This is a genomic window from Terriglobia bacterium (genome assembly GCA_020073085.1).
In the GTDB taxonomy this organism is placed as follows: domain Bacteria; phylum Acidobacteriota; class Terriglobia; order JAIQFV01; family JAIQFV01; genus JAIQFV01.
On record JAIQFV010000043.1, the window covers coordinates 1 to 16,197 of the forward strand.

Annotated in this window: 13 protein-coding genes; 4 read left to right on the plus strand and 9 right to left on the minus strand. The window is 55.2% G+C overall.

What is annotated here, in order from left to right; genetic code table 11:
- The first annotated feature begins 835 nt into the window (after positions 1–835).
- Positions 836–1,402, plus strand: coding sequence for a hypothetical protein (locus tag LAO21_21935; protein MBZ5555378.1), 567 nt, complete (start codon positions 836–838; stop codon positions 1,400–1,402).
- 324 nt (positions 1,403–1,726) lie between these two features.
- Here the strand turns inward: LAO21_21935 and LAO21_21940 are convergent, their stop codons facing one another.
- The 9 genes from LAO21_21940 to LAO21_21980 form a co-directional block, all read right to left on the minus strand.
- Positions 1,727–3,097 carry a DUF1015 domain-containing protein gene (locus tag LAO21_21940; GenBank protein ID MBZ5555379.1) on the minus strand — a complete coding sequence of 457 codons (1,371 nt, stop codon included), beginning with the start codon at positions 3,095–3,097 and terminating at the stop codon, positions 1,727–1,729.
- Between the two features lie 82 nt (positions 3,098–3,179).
- Positions 3,180–4,331, minus strand: a complete 1,152-nt coding sequence (locus LAO21_21945; protein MBZ5555380.1) for a CoA transferase — start codon at positions 4,329–4,331, stop codon at positions 3,180–3,182.
- 139 nt (positions 4,332–4,470) lie between these two features.
- Positions 4,471–5,883: an NCS1 family nucleobase:cation symporter-1 gene (locus LAO21_21950; GenBank protein ID MBZ5555381.1), complete on the minus strand. Its 1,413-nt coding sequence runs from the start codon at positions 5,881–5,883 to the stop codon at positions 4,471–4,473.
- A 128-nt stretch (positions 5,884–6,011) separates the two neighbouring features.
- Positions 6,012–7,424: a dihydropyrimidinase gene (hydA, locus tag LAO21_21955; protein MBZ5555382.1), complete on the minus strand. Its 1,413-nt coding sequence runs from the start codon at positions 7,422–7,424 to the stop codon at positions 6,012–6,014.
- Positions 7,425–7,792: 368 nt separating this feature from the next.
- Entirely contained in the window at positions 7,793–8,485 is a 693-nt protein-coding gene (locus LAO21_21960) for a hypothetical protein (protein MBZ5555383.1), read from the minus strand.
- Between the two features lie 140 nt (positions 8,486–8,625).
- Positions 8,626–9,321 (minus strand): hypothetical protein, encoded by a 696-nt coding sequence (locus tag LAO21_21965; GenBank protein MBZ5555384.1) that lies wholly within the window; start codon positions 9,319–9,321, stop codon positions 8,626–8,628.
- A 258-nt stretch (positions 9,322–9,579) separates the two neighbouring features.
- Positions 9,580–9,783, minus strand: coding sequence for a cold-shock protein (locus LAO21_21970; GenBank protein ID MBZ5555385.1), 204 nt, complete (start codon positions 9,781–9,783; stop codon positions 9,580–9,582).
- A gap of 247 nt (positions 9,784–10,030) precedes the next feature.
- Positions 10,031–11,488, minus strand: a complete 1,458-nt coding sequence (locus tag LAO21_21975; GenBank protein MBZ5555386.1) for an amidase — start codon at positions 11,486–11,488, stop codon at positions 10,031–10,033.
- A gap of 61 nt (positions 11,489–11,549) precedes the next feature.
- Positions 11,550–11,960: a hypothetical protein gene (locus LAO21_21980; GenBank protein MBZ5555387.1), complete on the minus strand. Its 411-nt coding sequence runs from the start codon at positions 11,958–11,960 to the stop codon at positions 11,550–11,552.
- A gap of 241 nt (positions 11,961–12,201) precedes the next feature.
- On the opposite strand from LAO21_21980, the gene LAO21_21985 reads away from it, so the two are divergent.
- The 3 genes from LAO21_21985 (at position 12,202) to LAO21_21995 (ending at position 16,194) form a co-directional block, all read left to right on the plus strand.
- A complete protein-coding gene (locus LAO21_21985) occupies positions 12,202–13,044 on the plus strand; it encodes a Cof-type HAD-IIB family hydrolase (GenBank protein MBZ5555388.1) in 843 nt (280 codons plus the stop codon).
- Between the two features lie 246 nt (positions 13,045–13,290).
- Entirely contained in the window at positions 13,291–13,698 is a 408-nt protein-coding gene (locus LAO21_21990; GenBank protein ID MBZ5555389.1) for a 2Fe-2S iron-sulfur cluster binding domain-containing protein, read from the plus strand.
- Positions 13,699–14,160: 462 nt separating this feature from the next.
- Positions 14,161–16,194 (plus strand): M28 family peptidase, encoded by a 2,034-nt coding sequence (locus LAO21_21995; protein ID MBZ5555390.1) that lies wholly within the window; start codon positions 14,161–14,163, stop codon positions 16,192–16,194.
- Positions 16,195–16,197 lie beyond the last annotated feature (3 nt).

Genomic DNA, 16,197 nt, shown 5'->3' on the forward strand with positions numbered 1-16,197 from the left:
CCCACGACGAGAAAAGGAACACGAAAGGAGATTCGGATGCGGAGCGTCCCCAGCCGGCCGCCTTAGCAATCGGCGCCAGGCCACCACGTTGGCCTTGACATTGAATGCCTTCTCATGGAAGCCCCATCTGAAGCTCCGCGTTCTTTGCGGAGCGAGGGTGGGGCAGCGATGAGAGAAAATGGGAGAGCCCCGCTTGCGGGGCGAAACAATGCCCTCAGGTTCAAGTGTAGCGTTGGTCAAGTTCGATCTCTTGCACCTTGAGATCACTCAGTAACGCTTCTTGAAAAGAGATTTTCCGATGTTGTTCCTCCTGCCATGAAAACCCATGGTGTCTCTGCCATACGTCGAGAACCAAGCGGTGGAGTTGGACTCTACTAATTCGGGAAACGAGTAGGGTGACAGGAGGGCGGAGAGGAAGCATTGCAGAGAGGAATATGGCAGGGAGTTATTGTATGGCTGTCCGAAGGTTTATTCGCCAGATTCTTTCACCCCGCAAGCGGGGCTCGGATGGCCATGAGGGGGAAACCGTACCCCACCCTCGCTCCGTCCCGCAAAGAGCGCGGGACGGAGCTTCAGGTGGGGCTACATTCTGGCAGCCCTCCAGGCTTAATCGGACTCTCTTCTGATTCTGACCCACCCTTGCTACGCAAGGAACGCGGAGCTTCCCGCCACGGGGGATCTTCGACAGGTGGGGCTGTCCGCCTAGGTGGACCCTCCGGGCTTAAAGCGACAGATGCCTTGATCGAAAAGCATCGATTAATGGGAATCGAATCTTCTTCCGAGGCTGGTCACAGCCTTCAAGTTCGGAATCCCGCTGAACGGATGAAAACCGGATATGACTACCACGACCCTCTTTGTTGAACTTGTCGTCATCGGGCTTCACTCGATTCTCTGGATCGGTTTGCTGGTTCTGACCTTTGCCGGGTATCAGAATCCGGCCTGGGAGAAGCTGCTGACATTGAATCTTGCCGTCCCTGCCCTGGGAGTAACATACGTGTTGGGGATTGTGATCGACCGGCTATGTGATTTGGCCTGCATCTCCAAGGACCACCGCCTGAGAAAGGTGCACCCCTTGGAGCATCTTCCTCCATTTCTCACAATGCGGTTCTATATTCTCAACAAATCAAAGGACACCTATGAGCAGCTGGAATACACCCGCAGCCGTTTGCGGATTGCCCGCGCCGCCATCCTGAATTTCGCCATGATGACCTTTGCCGCACTTCTTTTTTTATGGGTCCGTCAAAGGGGCACGCACCCCCTCCCTCACCTGCTCCTCGCCTCCCTCGTCATTGTGGTGGTCGGGTTCCTGTTGACTTATTTCAGTTACGAATCATGGGTTGCTTTGACGAAGACCTACACGAGCAGCGTGATCGCGGCCTATCAGGTCCTTCAGGGAGAATAAAGCAAGAAATAGCTCGGGGACTAGGGGGGGATGGCGCCGGGACTTCGACAGATTTTCGCGGCAAAAGTACCCCAGCCCTCCCAGGGTGTTCGCGATCACCGCAAAACCGATGATGAGTAGAATTTTCTCAAACGTCACCTTGATCCCCCCGCGAATTTAAGAACACCGTTCCGCCCTTGAACTGGGAAGTCGGTCTGATCTCAGTCACGAAAGGGAGATGTCGACTCTCAAGAAACCCCTGCCGTTGAATATTACGTTGAGCCTTTGCCTTACGGAGTTGCGAAATTGACGTGTCTGCCCTCTTTTTCTCTGCGGGGCATGAAATCAGGTGCCGTTCGCATCGAGCTGATACATTGTTAGCCCGGAGAGCAATTTGGGATAAAAGTCCGTCGATTTCTGAGGCAATCGTTCTCCGGCAAAAGCCAGGTCGCGCACCTGTGCAATCCGTGTAGGGTTGAGAAAAAAGGCGAGCTGAGATTCTTTTCTTTCGACGGCCTGCAATCCCTCCTCAAAGTCGCGAAGGTAACGGACGTACCGCTCGGACCGGATATCCTCGTCGGAGATTCCCAGACATCGCTCCAGGATGATCTTGTGCAAGATGACCACATCCAGCTGATGTTGGCGCTCGGGGACATCGGGCAAAAGCTGTTGAAGATTCAGAGTCCCTTTCAACTTCATCAAATAGAAGTTTGAAGTACCGGTTGCGCGGAGCCCGATCGCCGGGATGACCTGGCCCACTTCATGCAGCTCCCGCCGAAATTGTTCCAGTTTTCGCTCCCGTTCCTCGGGCGTGAAAAATTTGAAGCCCGCGAGATCAAAGAACCACTGCACTCGGGTGAGGAAATCCTTCATCTCGAAGTAGGGAAGGTTTGAGACCAATCGATGGGCGGGCAAGATGGTCAGGCCTTCGCTGTCCATGTTGACGAAGGTCATCATCACCTTTTCGTAAGGGGGGAGGTCGCCGGCGGTTGTAGTCCCTGCCGTGCCGGGTTGGAGGGCGCGACACTCATTTCGAAAATTCAAGGCCGTTTCATACCGATGATGGCCATCGGCGATGATCAGGCGCTTGTCTTCCAGCTCCCGCTGGATCCTGGAGATCCAAGCGGGTTCCGTGACTTTCCAAACCGAGTGAATGACCCCGTATTCATCGGTCACACGAATGTCCGGTGCGGTTGCAGCTGTTTCCTCCAAAATCGCATCAACAGCCCGATGCGGGTCCGTGTAGAGCATAAAAAGCTGGCCAAAATGCGTTCGGGTCCGCCGCAGCAAGTTCAGGCGATCTTCCTTGGGTCCACTGAGAGTCTGCTCGTGAGGAAAAACAACTCCGGAGGAGTAGTCTTCCAGCTTCCCGAGGCCAATGAAGCCTTTCCGGGTCAGTCGTCTGCCCGGATTGGAAGGGAGCTCATAGTCCTGAAAGTAGACGAACAGGGCCGGCTGATCAATTTGGTGGAGAATACCGGATTTGATCCACTCCCGGAGCGACTGCTGGGCGCGGGTGTAAACGTTTTCAGCCCCGGTGTCGCCGGGAAGCGGCCTGCCCCGAATGATGCGCGCCAGGTTAAAAGGACTGGAGGCATAATAGCGCTCCCGCATCTCATCGGAGATCTTATCGTAAGGTTGCGTGACGACCTTCTCGAGACCACCGACCCGGGCCGAATCGTACTGGAAGGCTTTAAATGGAAAGATTCTGGCCACTGTTCATCCTGATCGAATTCTGAGATAAGGGTTCTTTGCGCCCTTTGCGTTGGAATGATTTGCCGAGGCAAACGGTGTCGAACTAAGCGAGCGAGGAGAGGATTTCCTCCGTATGTTCTCCCAGCCGCGGAGGAGGCAAGCGAATCGCTCCGGGGCTTTCCGACAGCTTGATGGGAATGCCGACGAGCCTCAAAGATCCAATTGTCGGGTGATTGACTTGCGCGATCATGCCGCGGGCTTGAATTTGGGGATCCTCAAAGACTTCTCCCACCGTGTTGATATAGCCCGAGGGAACTCCCGCCTCTTCCAGTATCCTCCGCCATTCGGCGCGGGATTTTGTTTTCAGCTTCCCGGCCAGGAGCGCGCGCAAGGAATCGTAATTCCTTAGCCTGTCCGAGTTGGAGACGAAGCGAGGATCTTTGCACAAATCCGGAAGCCCGATGGCTGCACAAAATTTCTTCCAAAGGCCCTCATTCCCGACTCCCACATTCATGAACCCGTCCGCGGTTTCAAACATCTCGTACGGGGCAATCGAGGGATGGCGGTTCCCGAGTCGTTTGGGGGTGCCTCCGGCAAAATGATTCTGCGCCTGGTAAGTCAGACAACCGACCAGCGAATCGAGCAGCGCAATGTCGATGTGCTGTCCATGACCGGTCCTTTCCCTGACCCGAAGCGCCAGGAGAATCGCCTGGACGGCGTTCATGCCGGCAACGATGTCGGCAATGGAGAGACCAAACTTGACAGGAGGACCGTCCGGGAAGCCCGTCACATCCATGGCTCCACTCTCGCCTTGAATGACCACATCGAACCCCGGAGCTGAGGCCCGGGGACCGGTATGCCCGTAACCCGTGATGGAGCAATAGATCAGTCGGGGATTTCTTTTCGAGACCTGATCAAAACCAAAGCCGAGCCTGGCGAGCGCCCCTGCCCTGAAGTTTTCAACCAACACATCGGATTTTCGGATGAGCTTCCACAGCGCATCCTTGCCGGCCTCCGTTTTCAAGTCCAGCACAATGGATTTCTTGTTCCGGTTCAGACTCAGGAAGTAGGCGCTTTCACCCTGAATGAAAGGGGGGCCCCAACCTCGCGTGTCATCCCCCGCGGGCGGCTCCACCTTGATGACCTCAGCCCCCATATCGCCCAACGTCATGGTGCAATAGGGGCCCGAGAGGATGCGCGAGAGATCACACACACGAAGGTCTTCGAGGGGCAGCATGCGGTACCCGCCTTTCATCTGCGATCGAAAAGTGCGGAGAAAATCTACACGAAGATACAGTGGATGGCGAGAGAAAGATGGAATGGTCTTGTAAGATCTCCGCCTGTTGAACCCGGCCTCTCCCTTGCTGCACGGCAAAAGTGCGTCGAGATCCGGTCTATGCTTGCTTCATCAGAACAAGATAGACAATCCCCGAGGTAAAGAAGCCGCCAAACCAGGCGTAATCGTAGAGCCAGTGAAGCGACGGTACCACCACGCCGATCAGGGCGATCCCGATGCCGAGAACCAATGCAATGACCGCGCGGATGTTGAACCCTCGATAAAATTCATAAAACCTCCCGCGCAAGTAGAGGTCTTCAGTCGCGATCATTTTCTTCCGGATCAAATAGTAATCCGCGATCATGATCCCCGCGACGGGTCCCAGCAGCCCGGAATAACCCACCAGCCATCCGATATATTTATCGGCGTTTTCCATAAGTCGCCACGGCCGGATCAAAACGCCGATGATGGCCGTGATGATCCCCCCACGGAGGAAGGTAATCTTGCCGGGCCAGAGATTTGAGAAATCATTGGCCGGGGAAACGACATTGGCGGCGATATTGGTGTTCAGGGTGGCCGTTCCTAAGGCAAAAAGAGCGATGAAAGCGATGAGGGGCTGGTTGAATTTTGACAGGAGCACCACGGGGTCCCAGATGGCCTGCCCAAAAATAACCACAGTGGCCGAGGTCACGGCGACGCCAATGAAGGAGTAAAGCGTCATGGTGGGGGGCAATCCCAGCGCCTGGCCGACCACCTGGTCACGCTGCGACTTGGCGAAGCGCGTGAAGTCCGGGATGTTCAGAGAAAGCGTCGCCCAGTATCCGACCATGGCCGTCAGGCTGGGCACAAAGACCTTCCAGAAATCCCCCCAGGTTTTCAATCGCCCGGGCTGCTTCAGCATAGGACCAAACCCTCCAGCCCTCTGCCAAGCCCAGACCAACAACGCGAGTCCGATGGCGATCATGAACGGGGCCGTCCAACTCTCCAGCCCACGAATCGTCTCGATTCCTCGTATGATGATGAGGACGTTGACCAGCCAGAATGCGAAGAACGCGATCCAAATGCCGGCAGAGAAATGAACCCAGCCCGGCACAAGAATGGCCAGCATGGCATTGATCGCGGAGCCTCCGATCCAGGTCTGGATGCCGAACCACCCGCAGGCGACGAAGGCGCGAAACATGGCGGGAATGTTGGCCCCCAGCACCCCGAACGAGGCGCGCGCAAAAACGGGGAAGGGGATTCCATACCGCGTGCCGGCGTGGGCGTTCAAGACCATCGGGATGAGAACGATAAGATTTCCCAGGAAGATGGTCCCGATCGCTTCCCACCAGTTCATGCCTTTTGCAATCAACCCCGCGGCCAGCAGGTAGGTGGTGATGCACACGCTCATCCCGATCCAGAGGGCGGCGTAGTTGTACATCCCCCATGTTCGGCGCTCCCGCGAGACCGGAGCGAGGTCTTCATTGAAAAGCGGACTGCCCCGCAAGGGTCCCAAATCGATGTTGTCGATGATGTCTCGGACTGGCCGCATCAGGGTTCCAGGTCGGGATGTGCGTCTTGATCTTTAATGTGAGAATCAATTCACCGCAAAGACGCAGAGTTCGCCGAGCAAATTAAGCGGTTAGGTTCACGAAGTTCTAAAGACAACGGAAGGGTATCTTACTTCCAAGCCCCGGCGTAAGTGGCGCGCTTGAGGAACTCGCCGCGGCCGGCCTTGCCGAGGAACTGCCCCTGGTCGACAATGACCTCTCCCCGGGAAAGGACTGTCCTGGCATTGCCCCGGATCGTCCATCCTTCAAACATCGAATAATCCACGCGCATATGGTGCGTCTTTGCTGAAAGCACATGCTCGGCGGCGGGGTCCCAGATCACCAAGTCGGCGTCACTGCCCACGGCGAGGGTGCCTTTGCGAGGGTAGAGTCCGAACATTTTGGCAGGCGCGGTAGAGGTGATTTCCACCCATCGGTTGACGGAGATCCGTTTCTGGTTGACGCCGTGTTCGTAGAGCAGTTGCAGGCGATTCTCGATGCCCGGCCCGCCGTTGGGGATCTTGGTGAAATCGCCACGGCCGAGCTCCTTTTGTTCCTTGAAGCAGAAAGGACAATGGTCGGTCGAAACGACTTGGAGGCTGTTCGATCTCAGACCTTCCCAGAGCTTTCCCTGGTTCCATTTTTCCCGCAGAGGCGGCGTGAACACCACCTTCGCCCCTTCGAAATCCGGCATTTTTTCCATGTCTTCGAGCGAGAGCAGCAGATATTGAGGACACGTTTCGGCATAGGCCATCACCCCGCGGTCCCGTGCTTCGGCGACCTTTTGGAGGGCCTCGTTGCAGGAAAGATGGACAATGTAGACGGGGGCCTGAGCGATTTCGGCCAGCGCAATGGCGCGGTGCACGGCTTCGCCTTCCGCGGTGGTGGGGCGCGTCAAGGCGTGATAAATCGGAGCGGTTTTTCCTTCCGCAATCGCGCGGCGCACAATGACGTCGATGGCGCTGCCATTCTCGGCATGCATACAAACGAGGGCGCCATTCTTGGCCGTCTGTGACAAGGCCTTGAAGATCGTCCCGTCATCCACCATCAGGACGCCGGGATACGCCATGAAGAGCTTGAAGCTGGTAACGCCTTCGCGGACGACGGAATTCATCGAGTCGAGGCCCTTGTCGGCATCCGTGGAGCCTTCGCTGAGATCCGTCACAATCATGTGCAATCCGTAATCGATCACCGCGCGGCCGCGGGCCTTCTTCCACCACGTCTCCAGGGCATCCTGGATTCTTCCGCCCCGCCCCTGGATGGCAAAATCCACGATCGTGGTCGTTCCTCCGAAGGCGGCCGCGCGCGTGCCGCTCTCGAAATCGTCGGCGGACGTCGTGCCGCCGAATGGCATATCCAGATGGGTGTGGGCATCAATGCCCCCCGGAATCACCAGCATGCCCTGGGCGTCGATGATCTTGTCGATGTTCTGGGCAGGAAGGTTCGCGCCGAGGGCCGCGATTTTCGAACCTTCGATGAGAAGATCAGCGCTGAAATTATCGACTGCGGTAACGACGTTACCATTGCGAATAAGAGTCTTCATGGAAGGGGCTCCTGGGCTGTGCCCGGATGGATTTTCATAAGTTGATTCAGCGCTCCTATAGTAACACCAGTTGCAGAGGGATTTCTTGGAGAAAAAGGGGGCTAAGTGCTTCATTCCAAAATATGGTGACGCATTTGGAGTGCGCAAGCTTGCTTGCGCTTTGATTCCGCGTGCCTTGTTGCGCCGAGGGAATGTGCGCGAAGCAAGCTTCGCTCTGTGAAAGCGGCAGCAAGCTCCCGCACTCAAAATGGGCCCTGAATACGTTGGCGTATCAATGAACCAGAGTGCTAAGGGGCCCTGTTCGCGGCCCGTGTGCGCCATTCGGGTGACCCCATACTGGTTTTTTGTTGATCCTCTTAATGGCGCTCTCAGTGAGGGGGTTGTATATACAAGGGTCGGAGTTCTTCATTGAAACTCCACCAAGACCAATTCAAAGTAGTTTGCTCCACCTCCTTCGCTGTTTTGGGTGCGGCGCTGGGGAAAACGATGACTGTAAAGAAAGTGGGGCTCTCAGTTGCTGCACGGAAAAGTATTTTCCGGCCAGTAATCTTGATCAGACCCCCTGGTTGAAGTCTGTTTTTCTCGAGTTCTTTATTGTAGAAGCCTTCAAACGCTCCACCCAATCCATCATATCCATTCATTAACCATATTATTTGGTTGGGAAACTTATACTCAAATTCGGCCATGTTTCTTGGCATGGAAAACTGACGAAACTGGAAATTCAGAAAATTAAACTTCGCTTGAATCGACCGCCGGTTATAAAAATGAACCACGGAACCGTTCAGTTCCCAGGTGTACCCCGGAGCTTGGTGGGCTATTAGGTCAAGCAAATGGCGACCCGCATCACTGCCTCCAGGAACCTTGATGTCCGGGAGTGGCTGAGCCAGCTCAGCAACCATCGGTATTCGGCCGGAATGCGCCACCTGAGCCAATACGTTCGCCAAGTTACCCCGCAGCGAAGCATGGGCCATCGGTTGACTGAGCAAATCGCTCTGCGGATTAGCCGCAGAGCAATTGATCACAAAGAGCAACGCAACAATAAGATGTAAACTACGCCGCATCTTTATGAAACCCCCGTTGCCGTATCAGGGCTTGACCCGTACTGTTCAGATTGTGGCGCCGTAACGCTCGCTCTGAGATCAGTGTGCCCCAAATTCATGAGATGAATGATAACCAATTGAGGCAACTTGCCCACTATTGCTCAGCTCTTGCGATGCGTATGAAAAGCCCCCTTTTGAAAAGTAAACAATCTCTCATCCTTCGAGCCGTGGAAGATCCAAGAGCTGCGTGGACCCAAGTGTTCGGCGACCCTATTGATCAGCTGCCGCACCGTGAGATGCTCAAAAGTGACCGACCAAGGCTTAGCGTAGCCTATGTCTCCTCCCAACTGAAAATATCCAAGCTGTTCTTTCGGGAGCAGTATGTACAAAGGTGCGAACACTTTGTCAGGGTCAGGGATGTCCGTGAGTGTTATTCGTTCAAGTTGGAGATTCAATAAATACGAATAATCGCCGATAGTTGCTCGTGGGTAGATGTTTATCGAGGGTCCGTCTGTCGACCATGTGTATCGGGTGTCGAGCCCACAAAGCGTGTCAAGTGCCTCTCGTACAGTTTTATTCTCAAGATGCAGTGAGAACTGGACACTCTGGTCCTCGGGATCTGACATTTTTTCGCGCAGGATCTGCTCAATTCCCAGGTGCAAGCCCCCGATTGGCTTCGAACTCAACTCGGCTATTCCATCTATGAGGGTTGAGTCCTTAAACTCGAATTCCGCTACCCTTCCGTCGAGGGGAGGTGTCGCTAGGGTTGCGGCGCTTTGATCGCCACGCGGTGCCTGGCCCAGACCTTCGACGCAGAGCAGTAGTGAAATCAATCCCAGTGTGAGAAAGATCTTCATTTGTTTCCGCCGTTATTGGTAATTGCATGGGGCCAAGTTTCAAAATCTAACGAGTTGGACTGTTGATTTTTGAGAGCTGCCCCATCTTCTTGTTGAATATTCAATGATGCCTGCTCTTATATCTCCAGCGTATTGCTCCAGTCAATGGAGCACTCTAAATTCTATGTGGTGATTGTTCCCTTTATGCACGCCCCAAAAACAAAAGGCCCCGTCGCGTGTGCGACGAGGCCTTTCCAAAATGGATTTCGCTGTGGAAAATTAGAGTTTGGTGACGTTTTCCGCCTGAAGACCTTTTTGGCCCTTGGTCACTTCGAACTCCACGGCCTGGCCTTCGGTCAAAGACTTGAATCCTTCGCCTTGGATTGCGGAGAAGTGCACGAAGACATCTTCGCCCGATTGGCGCTGGATAAACCCAAAACCCTTTGCGTCGTTAAACCATTTCACTGTACCTTGTTCTTTCATTTCTGTTAATGCTCCTTAGGTTGATGTTGCTTGTTTTAATTTACCTTGTCTCGTCTTCGTGTCCACCGCAAAAACAAATAGCTCCAAAATCCGATCATGGATTTGGAGCCAACGTACTGCTACGACAACAAAAACTTGACCAAGACTGGCGAGAGACTACACGAGATTTGAAAGGAACGCAAGGAAAAAATTTGGCGAGAGATATGGTAGGGCGCCGAGCCTCGCCGCACTACATATGGCACAGGAATCACGAAATCGAGGGGTGCTTCTCATGCCATGGCGTCCGGCTTTGATAGGCAATGCCAATCTCAAGCAGCGTTTTCTCGCTGAAGGGGGACCCCAGGAATTGAATTGAAGTCGGAAGGCCATTTTGCCCAAAACCGTTGGGAAGACACAAGGCCGGAGCCCCGACGGCATTTCCAGCTGGAATCAAGGGAGTCCCCCCTTTGACCTCCGGATAAGCTTTGTCGAAATCCACTCCAATGGGCGGGGCCACGGCGCTGCGCGTCGGGGCAACGACGGCATCGAACCTGCTCATGAACTCATGGTAGGCCGTCTGCATCGGGCCGCGGATGCGCATGGCCTGCAGATAATCGACGGCGGATACCACGGAGGCCGTGTATCCCCCAATGCGGTCCCGCGGTGTTTGAAGTTCAGCAAGTTTTCCACTTTCGATCAGATCATAAAAGGCGGACGCTCCCTCGGCATTCACAATCGTTCCCACGACATTGCCCCAGGGGAGGTCGGGAAAGGCCACGTCGGGCGTCACATCACAGAATTGCCGGAGCACCTCGACCGTCTGGTCAAAGTTGGCCTTGACCTCCGGTTGGATGTCTTTGGTGGCATCTTTGATGACACCGATCTTAAATTGTCGTTTGCCAGGGGCTGCTGAAGCAGTGACACCCGCCCGCCGGGTCCCGGCAGTCGCGCCCCCCGCGTTCAACGGATATTCGAACTTCTTTGCAACAGACGTCGGGTCCTTGGGATCCTGGCCGGCAATGGCGGCCAGGACCAGCCCGCAATCATCGGCCGTTCGGCACATGGGCCCGAGCTTGTCAAGACTCCAGCACAGGGCCATTGCGCCGTGACGGCTGACGAGTCCATAAGTGGGACGCAATCCTGAAAGGCCGCAGCACGCGGAGGGGGTGAGAATGGATCCCGAAGTTTCGGAGCCGATGGAAAAAGCCACAAGACCGGCTGCCGTGGCCGCTCCGGGTCCGCTGGAAGAACCGCCGCTCCAAAAATTCGTGTTCCAGGGGGTCCGGCCGGGACCCGTGAAAGACGCATCGGGGTTGTTATATCCCATTCCCCCTGCCAACTCCACCATCGCCAGCTTCGCGATCAGAACCGCGCCGGCGTTGCGCAGTCTCTCAACCACCGTGGCGTCATAGTCAAAAACCTGGTTCTTGTAGGGCGCCGCGCCCCACGTCGTAGGAATCCCTTTAGTTGCCAAAAGGTCCTTCACGCCAAAAGGGATGCCGTGCAAGGGTCCGCGATACTTGCCCGATTTGATTTCTTTCTCGGCCGCCCGCGCTTGTTCAAGGGCTTGCTGGCGCATCAAGGTCACCAGTGCCCCCAACTTCGGGCCAATCGCCTCCAGTCGAGTAAGGTACGACTCCGTCAGTTCTACGGGGGAAATCTTTTGGCTTCGAATTTTCAGCGCCAGGCTGGCCACTGGAGAATAAAGGATGTCTTCTGAAAGCATGTCGCCTCTCAAGGATCGGAATGTTGTCAGTTAGGATTCACACCGATGGGTTGATCAGGCCTCACGATTTCACCCGAGGGAGGTCCAAGGCATGAAACATCGTGACGGGTTCGTCGGCGTTGGTCAGTTTGAAAGCACGGATTCGTTGGCGGCCCCGCACACCGCGCTCCAACCCCAGTTTCACCTCGACCATCTGTTCGTCCGTTAGAAACTTCCCGTAGCGCTGCTTGACAACCTCGGCCAAAGCTTCGGCCTCGGGCGAGGGTTTCATTTCCTGTGACCCTGTTTGGGCCGGCGCGGCAGGTTTTGCTTCCGGTTTACTTTGAGTCTGGGCAGGTGACAGATCGACGCTCGAAAGGACCGCGGGGAGGAGGGGAGCCAGGACAAGTGCTTTGACCATCCGCCGCCGTGATTGTGAAATGGTCCGTCCTTTGGGGTTTGCCAGAGAGGGGGTGACCTTGGAAGAGCTCATGAAATACTCCTTTTCAAAAAGCAGGCGCCGAGCGCGGGTTCAGAGTGGGATTGCTCCTTGCTTGTTCTACTGCGTGATACAGAGCGTCCGTCCTGCCTGACAGCTAGCCAGACCTGAGCCTCTTCAACACCTGACTTGATCTGAATGGGCTCTGTTTTGTTCTCCAGGGAAGCGGCAGTATATCACAAGTTACTCTGCGCCTGGAGAAGGCGGGGAACTCTCCTGTGATAAACTTGAATTCATGAATGACGGGGTTCACCTGATCGCGATTGACATCGATGGCACGCTGCTCGATTCAAAGGGAAGACTGAGCGAGGAGAACAAACATGCTGTGGACGCGGCGGTGGACGCCGGGATTGAAGTTTCGCTGGTGACCGGGCGTCGCTTTTCAATGGCCGAACGAATCGCAACCCTGTTTGAACACGATCTCACCGTGATTGCCAACAATGGTGCGGTCATCAAGACCTCCCGGAGCCACCATCTTTCTTACAAGGATCCTCTGCCCCTTCCGGCTGCGCGGCAGGCGCTCTACGCCACGCGGGCTTTTCGCTCCTCCTGTGTCGCGCATGCGGAAGAATCCGAGTACGGCCAACTCGTTTGTGAAGGGATCGATCCCAACAATCTCCCGCTGCGATGGTACTTGGACAAGAGCAAGGAAGACGTACGGTATGTCGATTCGCTGGAGGAGTTCCTTACCGTCGACCCGATTCAGCTCATGTTCGGAGGGGCATTGGAGGTGATGAACGGAGTGATCCAGGCGGTAACGCCCCTGGTCGAAGCCGGTGTCGTGAAGATGGCTCGGACGGAATATCTTCGCAACGATGTTTCCATCATCGATATCCTTTCCCCTACTTGCAGCAAGGCGGCCGCGCTCCAATTCCTGCTGGCCCGGCATGGCTGGATCCCTGAAAACCTGATGGCCATAGGCGATAACCACAACGACCATGACATGCTGGAACTGTCCAAAATCGCCGTCGTGATGGGTCAGAGCGTAGAGGAGTTGAAAACGACCAGCCGTTACGTTACCGCGACCAACGATGAGAATGGAGTAGCGCAGGCGATTGAGAGGTTCGTGCTCAAGTGAGAGGCGACTGCGGTAAATTCCAAATTCCAATATCCAAAGTCCAAATAAAATCCAAAGCCCAAATTCCAAACAAGGACCTTGACCCCCACTATTCACTAAAGAGGGGCTCTGCCTTTGTTTGGATTTTGGAATTTGAGTATTATTTGGACTTTGGATATTGGAATTTGGAATTTGCTTCCCGAAGGATCGGCATCTGCGGTGTGTTATAATCGTGTTTAATTCCAATCAGGGAGATCACAGCACAACATGGGTGGAAAGAATCCGTATTTAGCCGCAGTCGAAGTGCCACCGCCGAAAACCAAGTACAAGATCACCTTCCTGCCCATGAATAAGACGGTCGAGGTGGATCCCGAGCGGTTGCCGGACCATGTGGATGGGTTGCCCGGGTCTGTCTTGTCGATCGCCCTGGCCAATGGAATCGACCTGGATCATGCCTGCGGGGGTGTGTGTGCTTGTTCCACGTGTCATGTTTATGTGCGTCAGGGGTTAGAGACCTGCAATCAATCCTCGGACGACGAGGATGACATGATTCAAGAAGCTCCCGGCCTGGAACTGGATTCCCGCCTGGGATGCCAAACCGTTCCCAATGGAACTCGGGACATTATTGTGGAAATTCCCGAATGGAATCGGAATGCGGCCAAGGAAGAGCACTAGCAAAGTTTTAGTGCTTTGAAAAGCCATTGGCGCTGAGAACACCTGAAAGCTTTTGTTGCCAGAAGATGCCTGGACCCGTTTCATTAATCCCGATCCGCACGAGCTGGGCCAAACCCAGAATTCATTTGGATCCCAGAACATCGTTCGTCATTGAATGCCCGTGCCGGCTGGATCATTCGATGTTCTCTTCCGACCTCTACCGCCGGGGCGGACGGATCCGGCCACACCGTCACCCGTGTTAACGAATTCTTCACAGATTTGACCACTCTTTGAGAAGGAGACAAAAGATAAATGTATTTTCACGGCTTACGGAAGGCTTGGTTGGTTGAATCCATGTGTCTCTTGATGGGGATGGGCGGAGCCGTTCTTGCGTGGGCACAAAAAGACGAGGTTCCAGGTCCTGAACCTCTGCGGGGTTATTCCGCCCCGGAGAGCAAACTTGAGCGGGATTGGGAGGAGAAGATGCGAGCGATTCCTGACCCCAAGAACCTCCGCGAGAACATGCGCTTGCTTTCCTCAGCCCCTCATCATGTGGGATCGGCAAAAGACAAGGAAAACGCCGAGTTCATTCTTCGAAAATTTCGGGAGTACGGATTGAAGGCCGAGATCGAGCAGTTCTATGTGCTTTTTCCCACACCCAAGGAACGGTTGGTGGAGTTAATCGAGCCTGAGAAATACAAGGCGCAGTTGAAGGAGCCTGCGGTCATGGAAGACTCAAACTCCACGGATACAGGACAGTTGCCCACATATAACGCCTATTCTGCCGATGGGGATGTGACGGCCCAGGTCGTCTACGTGAACTTTGGGACTCCAAAGGATTATGAGGAACTCGCCCAACTGGGCATTGACGTGAAAGGCAAGATTGTCCTGGCGCGCTATGGCGAGAGTTGGCGCGGGATCAAGCCCAAGGTCGCCTACGAACATGGGGCCGTCGGGTGTTTGATTTATTCGGACCCCCATGAGGACGGCTATTTCAAGGGAGACATCTACCCGGAGGGCGCGTACCGGCCCTGGCAGGGGGTTCAGCGCGGCAGTGTAGCGGACATGCCGATCTATCCGGGGGATCCGGAGACTCCCGGCTGGGCCAGTGTCAAAGGCGCCAAGCGGCTGTCTCTGGTTGAGGCGAAGACGCTGATGAAAATTCCCGTGCTCCCGATCTCCTACGGGGATGCATTGCCTATCCTAAAGAATCTGCGCGGTCCCGTTGCCCCGGAAGGTTGGCGCGGTTCGCTTCCCACCACTTACCACATCGGAGCGGGTCCTGCCGTGGTGCATCTGAAAGCGGCATTCAATTGGAATATTGAACCCATCTACGATGTGATCGGACGAATTGAAGGGAACACTTTTCCCGATCAATGGATTGTCCGCGGCAATCATCATGACGCCTGGGTGAATGGGGCCTCTGATCCGCTGAGCGGCATGGTTGCGGAACTGGAAGAAGCCCGTGCCTTGGGCATATTGTCGCAGCAGGGGTGGCGGCCGAAACGAACGATCGTGTTCGCGGCATGGGACGGCGAAGAACCCGGTCTGTTAGGCTCCACGGAATGGGCTGAAGCGCATGCCGAGGAATTGAGCAAGAAGGCGGTGATCTACCTCAACACGGACAGCAATGGCAAGGGCTGGCTGGGCGCCTCAGGTTCTCACACGTTGGAAAGGTTTATGAACGAAGTGATGCGCGACATCCGGGACCCGCAGACCGGCAAGTCGGTCTGGCAAGCGCTTCAGGAGCGCCGGCAGGGTCAGGCCAAGACCGACGAAGAAAAGAAGGATCTGAAGGAACGGGCAGATTTGCGCATCGGCGCCCTCGGCTCGGGTTCCGATTACACGGTCTTTGTTGATCACCTGGGAATCGCCTCCCTGAATCTGGGGTTCGGGGGCGGCGGCGACGGGGGTGTCTATCACTCCATCTATGACTCCTTCGCGTGGTTTACGCGGTTCTCAGACACCACGTTTGAATATGGCCGTGCGCTGGCACAGACGTCAGGCTCATCCGTGATGCGGGTGGCGGACGCAACAGTGCTCCCGTTTGAGTTTGAGGATTTTGCCGATACGGTCGCGAAGTATGTCACAGAACTGGAGAAGCTCAGCCAGGAAGCGAAGCCCCCGGAGACGATCGATTTCTCAACGTTCAAGGATGCGGCCACCAACGTAAAACAGGCGGCCGAACGCTATCAAGCTGCTTTCAAAAAGCAATCCTCCTCCCAGAACTGGAAGATCAGTGCCTCCCAGGAGAATTCTCTCAATGAAACGCTTTTTATGATTGAGCGTCACATGATCAATCAAGAGGGCCTTCCCGGCCGCCCCTGGTTTAAGCATGAGATCTATGCGCCGGGCCTTTATACCGGTTACGGGGTGAAAACCATCCCCGGGGTGAGGGAGGCGATTGAACAGAAGAACTGGGCCGACGTCAAACCCCAAATGGAAAGAGCGCGGGCTGCCCTGCTCGAGGTGGTATCGCAAATCGATGCTGCTACCCGGCTCCTCGAGGGGCAATAATTC